Raw genomic sequence first — 7,072 nt, 5'->3', positions numbered from 1 at the left:
TACATAAGCATTCGAAAATGGCTTATCTTAACAAAGCTTTCTTTAGAAACATCTGATATAACCTGCAAAAGACACTTCTTTATGAAGTGTCTTTTTGTGTATATGAACTTAATTACCATTTTCCGTACAGTATCTTGCAATTTACGATGGATATACTAACTGTGAAAATCTATGTCAAGATAAAAGAAGGGGACAGTTAGTATGAAACAAACTTCTATAAATCCGTTACTAATTGTTCTAGGTACAATCATTGTTCAAATTGGCCTTGGAACAATTTATACATGGAGTTTATTTAATCAACCCCTTGTAAGTAAGTTTGGATGGAATCTTAATTCAGTAGCGATAACTTTCTCTATAACAAGTTTTTCTTTATCATTCTCAACTTTATTTGCAGCAAAATTGCAGAAAAAATTAGGACTTCGGAAACTTATTGCTACTGCAGGAATTGTTTTAGGACTCGGCTTAATACTTAGTTCACAAGTTTCTTCCTTACCACTATTATATTTATTAGCTGGTGTTGTTGTTGGTTATGCGGATGGAACAGCTTATATTACATCACTATCTAATTTAATTAAATGGTTTCCAAATCGGAAAGGGCTTATTTCAGGTATATCTGTATCAGCGTATGGAATGGGCAGCTTAATCTTTAGATATATAAACGGAAATCTTATCGATAACCTTGGTGTATCACAAGCATTCTTATATTGGGGCATTATCGTGTTACTTTTAGTATTAATCGGATCGTTCTTCTTACGTGAGGCAATCGTAAGTAATGCTGTAACTGAAACATTACACAATGACTATGCTCCGCGTGAAATGATGCGAACGAAACAAGTATATCTGCTATTTTTTATGTTATTCACCTCGTGTATGGGTGGTTTGTATTTAATCAGTATGGTAAAAGATATCGGTGTACAACTCGTTGGACTTAGCGCAGCAACCGCTGCAAACGCCGTTGCTATGATTGCAATTTTTAATACAGTAGGTAGAATTATTCTTGGGACGTTATCAGATAAAATCGGCCGAATGAAAATTGTCTCTGCAACGTTTATTATTATAGGATTGTCAGTCTTTACTTTAAGTTTTATTCCACTAAATTACGGAATCTATTTTGCTTGTGTAGCAAGTGTCGCCTTTTGCTTCGGCGGTAATATAACTATATTCCCAGCTATTGTCGGAGATTTCTTTGGATTAAAAAACCATAGTACAAATTACGGGATTGTCTACCAAGGTTTCGGATTTGGTGCGCTTGCAGGATCATTTATTGGAGCGATACTCGGGGGATTTCAACCAACTTTCATTATAATCGGTGTTTTAAGTGTTATTTCCTTCATTATTTCAATATTAATCCGCCCACCAAATGTAGAAAAGAAAAAGGAACTAAAACATTTACATCGGAAAGTAGCTTAATTTTAAAAAGAGTCCTCATGTTAGGGCTCTTTTTTATTCCATTAACTTTGTTTCTTTACGAACTTATTAAAGACAGGACAATTTCATTATAAAATTGAATAGATAAGTAAAAAGGAGCGTGACACTTAAAATGAAAATAGTACAGCAGTGGGTACAAGAAGATAGTGATTACATAAGAGAGAAAGTAATTGAATACAATCAAAAATATCTTGCAGATGAAGAAAAAACACCTTCAGAAAAGGTTAGTTTCATAGTAAGAAATGAAAAAGAAGAAATAGTAGGTGGGATAACGGCAATAACTTTTTGGCACCATGTACACGTTGACTTTCTATGGGTTTCTGAAGAATATAGGCATGAAGGTTACGGAAGCAAGTTAATAAAGCTTATTGAAGAATTTGCAATTGAAAAAGGGTGTAGGTTAATTAATTTAGATTCTTTTAGTTTCCAAGCACCTGATTTTTATAAGAAACATGGATATAAAGTAATTGGAGTAAGTGAAGATCATCCGAAAGGACATAATCATTATTATTTAGAAAAACGGTTAAAAAGTATATAGAATTTGTTAACGTTAGTATTTGAAATACAAATGCAATAAGGGCGAGGTTATTATTAATTTCAGTATTAATTGAATCAATTTTTATACTAAAACTGAAAGAACGTACTTTGGATAATCTTCCTAAGGTACGTTCTTTTTTTATATCAGTAGCCTATTCTTATTAACTCCAACAATAGCGGTAAAGGCAAGACTTAACTAACTTATATATATTAAAAGGAGTTAATGGTAGAATGAATAGAAGACAGAAAATTCCTTTTATTTAAAATAGAGGAGGTACATATGAAAAAAGTTAATGTTACATACGCGATTTTGTACGATAAAACTAATGAAAAGATCTTAATGGTAAAAAACAAAGGGGAAAATGGTTCTTATTATACATTACCAGGTGGCGCAGTTAAACTAGGAGAAACATTAGAAGAAGCAGTAATTCGAGAAGTAAAAGAAGAAACAGGGTTACATATAAACGTGGATTTGTTCTATCAGTGAAGCCTTTTTCGAGGAAAGAGATCATCATATAATTTTCTTTAATTTTCTAGGCGAAATAATCGGCGGGGAGACATATATATCAAGGCCAAAAGAAATCGAAGAGATTACTTGGATGGAATTACATATAGCAGCACCGTATTTACGCATACCAGAACATTTACTATATTTGTTACAAAAGAAAGAAACAGTACCTTATTTTTTTAACGGAACAATCGTTCATCAATCTTCATAAAAATATTATCTCATGTAAGGCGGGGGAAACATGGAGTTTATCGTTAATCACAAACAATTCACTCAAGCACTTTCAGAAGTCAACAAAGCAATATCAACAAAATCTTTAATTCCTATATTATCTGGTATAAAAATAACTGCAGATCAATCTGGAATTACTTTAATTGCAAGTAACTCAAATATTTTTATTGAAAAATTCATTCCTGTTTCAATTGAAGACGAAAAGATTGCAACTATTTTAAAGGTAGGAACTATTGTTGTACCTGCAAAGTATTTCATTGAAATAATAAAGAAAATGCCAAGTGATATCGCAATAAAAAGTAAGAATGAGCAAACTATTAAGATACAATCAGAAGAAATCACATTAAGTTTAAATGGATTTCCTGCAGATGAGTTTCCGAATGTACCGCTTATAGACAATCATGCAGAAATCAAGGTAGAGACAGAGCAATTGATTGAAGTATTTAAACAAACAGTCTTTGCGGTAGCAAAAAATGAATCTAGACCTGTTCTTACTGGGGTGCATATAGAGTTATCTAATAATAAGTTAATTTGCGCTGCAACTGACTCACATAGACTAGCGATACGCGAAACATTACTTTCCTCAGATGTAAAAGCAAATTGTATTGTACCAAGCGCAACCATTAGTGAACTTCTAAAATTAATGAACAGCAATTCGGAATTCGTATATATCTACCTTTCAGAGAGTCATATTATATTTACGCTCGGAACAACTACATTATATTCAAGACTAATTGAAGGGAAATATCCTAATATTTCTAACCTTATTCCAAATGATTTTAAAACGATTATTAACGTAGATAGAAAAAAGATATTACAAGGTGTAGACCGATCAAGTTTATTAGCAAGTGAATGGGCTAATAACAATGTTAACTTAGAAATCATAAACGAATCCACAATTAAAATTTCTTCAAACGCTTCTCAAATTGGGAAAATATCTGAAACGCAACAAATAGATGCGATTCAAGGTGAAAAACAATTAAATATATCTTTCGATGGGCGTTTTATGGTTGATGCTTTAAGAGCAATAAAAGAAGAAACGATTACTTTAAGTTTTGGAGGTTCTATGCGACCGATATTGATTGAAGCAGGAGAGCAATCTGCAGCAGTACATCTTATATCGCCAGTAAGAGCTTATTAAGGATAGAGGAAGGGATTAATAGACAAAGCAGCAATGGTAATCTGAAATACAAAGCAAAATAATAATAACCTGAATATAAAAGCCATAGATTAATCGATATGGGGTGAGTACGATGAAGAAAATAATTGTTTTACTCATTGGTATAGTTTTAATTATTTTTGCTTTTTATCAATACAACAAAAAAGACTATGCAGCTAAAAGTACTAACTTGTATGTAGAAAACTTTAAAGGGGAAAATGATTCAATAAAAATACAATCTGCTATTAATAAAGCAGAGTCTAGTAAAATTAAAACTGTATTGCTTGATGATAAAAAGTATAAAATCACGTCACCAATCATTGTTAAAAAAGGTGTGAAATTATTATTTGGTTATGGATCCCAATTTGTAGTTGAGGGAAACTTTAGAGTTTTAGAACTAGAGAAAAACGCATCCATTGAAGGAGCGTATATAACTATTGACGATCCTAAATTTAACTCTGAAGTTATTTATTTAGACGGTAAAAATAAATATTATAACACTTGGAACAAAACACAAATAAAAGATATAAATATTATCAATTGGACGGAAACGAATAAAGGTACCGGAATTTCTTTATACTCTGCTGGAAAAGAAAATGAAATTTCGTTTGTTAACTTCGAAAATATTAAAGTTGTAGGAATGGAAACTGGACTGAAATTAGTAGCGAAAAAACCGAGCACCGGACAAGCTTGGATAAATGCCAATCGTTTTATGAACTTTTCTTTAGAAGACTGTGTAAATATGATTTATATGGATAGTCAAGTAACTACGCCAAATGAAATTAGTGGGAATCAATTTACAAACCTTCAAATACAGCCTTCAAATAAAACAAAAAGCATTATACAGGTAAGTGGTCAACATAATGAATTTCATGGGATGGTGTGGGATTTAAATAAAATAAAACATGAAAACGAACTCATTGAACTGACTGATAAGAGTATGAATACAGTGGTTGAAATGTCCAGTGTACCAGCAAATAGAGTATTAGATAGTGGGAGATCCAATATAGTGAAATAAGTTTAAATACAGAAAAAAGAGCGAATTCTTTATAAGAGGATTCGCTCTTTTTATATTTTAAAATTAAATTTCCTTCCACCAAGCGGATAAAGGATAGTCTGTAGATTTTAACGTAATAGATTCGCCAATTTGTGGCGTTGTAATTTTAACTCCTAAACGGTTAGCTTCTTTCGTAACACGTTCTATCGGGTCACTCCATTCGTGTAATGCTAACGTAAAAGCACCCCAATGAATCGGAAGAAGTAATTCTCCTTTAACATCAATATGAGCTTGTACCGTTTCTTCAGGCAACATATGAATAGCAGACCACCTCGGATCATATTGCCCGCATTCCATTAATGTAAGATCGAATGGACCGTATTTATCACCAATTTCCTTAAAGTGAGGGGCATAACCGCTATCACCACTAAAGAAAATTTTAGTCTCTTGACCAAGAATAAGCCATGAACACCATAATGAACGATCTCTATCTGTCATACCACGTCCAGAGAAATGCCTTGCAGGCGCACATACTAACTTAATATTATCAAACGTAATTTCGTCCCACCAATTATGCTCACTAATTTTACTAGGTGAAACACCCCATTTAATAAGATATTGTGCAACTCCAGTTGGAACATAAAAGTGTTTTGCGCGATTTTTTAACTGCATAATACTTTTGTAATTCAAATGATCATAGTGATTATGAGAAATGATAATCGTATCAATTTCTTGAAGGTCATCACGTTCTAAAGAAAAAGCACCACTATAACGCTTACTATTAAACAAGGGAAATGGGGAAGAGGCATCTCCAAACATCGGGTCTAATAACAGTTTTTTACCTTCTATTTTCAAAAGAGAAGCAGAATGGCCAAACCATGTAACACTCTCTAACGCTTCATTATCTTTATTTGATAAAACAACAGGCAAATCCTTTATAGGACGCAGCTTTGATTTTATTTTAAAGTAATCCGTCATTAAACTTATAATATCTTTCGGTTTAAAACTCATATCAGTATGAATTTGATTTGTATATTTCTTATTCATTCGTTCTCCTTTTTACGATTAACAATTTACGTATGTTGTTATTGTAGCTATTTGTAGTTTAAACTATATTATTTTACCTTTCATCTAAAATGCCTTGTATTTCATAAATCCGTCAAATTCATTATTTGTATCTATAAAGTACAAATCGCATAGCAGCAGCTAAGACAAATATTAAGTACATGTAAATTGTTTTTATTTAGTAAATTCCTTCTTATACGCAACAAAGAACGTATGTTTCATTGTATGTTATAGAAGAAAATATGTCTCTAATAAAAGAAAGGAAGGAGAGGATGTAAGTGCACATAGAGCGAAAAAAGAAATCAAAATGTAAACTATCAAAATCTGAGATAACGCAGCTATATGCAGAGGGGAAAAACACCTCAGAGATTGCTACACTTGCTAATGTGTCTGCAAGGTATATTCGTATGGTTTTATCAGACAGCAACGTCCCAAGGCGCGCTATAGGGAGTTGGAAGAGAAAGTATGACATAAAAGAAAATTATTTTAAAACTTGGTCAAATAATATGGCTTATATTTTAGGATTTATAGCAGCTGACGGCGTTATACAAAAAGAAAATCAATGCGTCAGTATATCACAAAAAGAAAGTTATATTTTAGAAGATATAAAAAAAGAATTAAACACCAACCAGCCACTTTATCAAAACAAAAAAACAGACGTATATATGCTAAACATTAATAGCAAAACAATAAAAGACGACCTTATGAACATACATGGAATCATGCCATGTAAATCATTAAATATTAAATTTCCATTCGTGCCTGAAGAATATTTACATCATTTTGTTCGTGGATATTTTGATGGGGATGGTTACGTCAAGTATGAAACGTATACAGTAAGCTTTGTAGGAGGATCATATAGCTTTATGAATTCTTTAAATCAGGTACTACAAAATCACAATTTACCAGCCGATTTACTAAATCAAAATAAACATTATCGCGTCATTTTAACCGGGAGAAAATCAATACAACTATTTTCAAATTGGATTTATAAAGACAAAGATATTTATTTGCATAGAAAATATGAAGAATTTCAGAAAGAAAGTCTAAGTCTAGATCAATTAAAAGATCGAAACCTAAAAAGAACCCAATCTGCTGTTAAGCAGAGAAAACAAAATTTCCTTAAGGAATATATGAAAAATAAATG

The 7,072-nt window shown here is 31.9% G+C and carries 6 protein-coding genes and 1 pseudogene; 6 read left to right on the top strand and 1 reads right to left on the bottom strand.

Going from position 1 to position 7,072, the window contains the following annotated elements; translation table 11 throughout:
* The first annotated feature begins 201 nt into the window (after window positions 1-201).
* From ABWK52_RS26440 to ABWK52_RS26420, 5 genes and pseudogenes are all read left to right on the top strand, one after another.
* On the top strand, window positions 202-1,410 hold the full coding sequence (locus ABWK52_RS26440; protein ID WP_000815129.1) for an L-lactate MFS transporter: 1,209 nt from the start codon (window positions 202-204) through the stop codon (window positions 1,408-1,410).
* Window positions 1,411-1,540: 130 nt separating this feature from the next.
* Window positions 1,541-1,966 (top strand): GNAT family N-acetyltransferase, encoded by a 426-nt coding sequence (locus tag ABWK52_RS26435; protein WP_098541878.1) that lies wholly within the window; start codon window positions 1,541-1,543, stop codon window positions 1,964-1,966.
* Window positions 1,967-2,245: 279 nt separating this feature from the next.
* Window positions 2,246-2,684: pseudogene (locus ABWK52_RS26430) on the top strand (NUDIX hydrolase).
* A 30-nt stretch (window positions 2,685-2,714) separates the two neighbouring features.
* Window positions 2,715-3,845: a DNA polymerase III subunit beta gene (dnaN, locus tag ABWK52_RS26425; RefSeq protein ID WP_000394482.1), complete on the top strand. Its 1,131-nt coding sequence runs from the start codon at window positions 2,715-2,717 to the stop codon at window positions 3,843-3,845.
* Window positions 3,846-3,957: 112 nt separating this feature from the next.
* Complete coding sequence (locus tag ABWK52_RS26420) at window positions 3,958-4,881, top strand: hypothetical protein (protein ID WP_000721076.1); 924 nt, start codon at window positions 3,958-3,960, stop codon at window positions 4,879-4,881.
* A 63-nt stretch (window positions 4,882-4,944) separates the two neighbouring features.
* Here ABWK52_RS26420 and ABWK52_RS26415 read toward each other — a convergent pair whose 3' ends face one another.
* Window positions 4,945-5,907 (bottom strand): MBL fold metallo-hydrolase, encoded by a 963-nt coding sequence (locus ABWK52_RS26415; protein WP_098541880.1) that lies wholly within the window; start codon window positions 5,905-5,907, stop codon window positions 4,945-4,947.
* Between the two features lie 296 nt (window positions 5,908-6,203).
* Here ABWK52_RS26415 and ABWK52_RS26410 point away from each other — a divergent pair.
* Window positions 6,204-7,072, top strand: an 869-nt coding sequence (locus ABWK52_RS26410) for an LAGLIDADG family homing endonuclease (RefSeq protein ID WP_353772247.1), incomplete at its 3' end; no start/stop codon positions are given.

The organism is Bacillus sp. AP50 (assembly GCF_040492675.1).
Lineage (GTDB): Bacteria > Bacillota > Bacilli > Bacillales > Bacillaceae_G > Bacillus_A > Bacillus_A cereus.
This window is presented reverse-complemented; position numbering and strand designations above follow the sequence as displayed.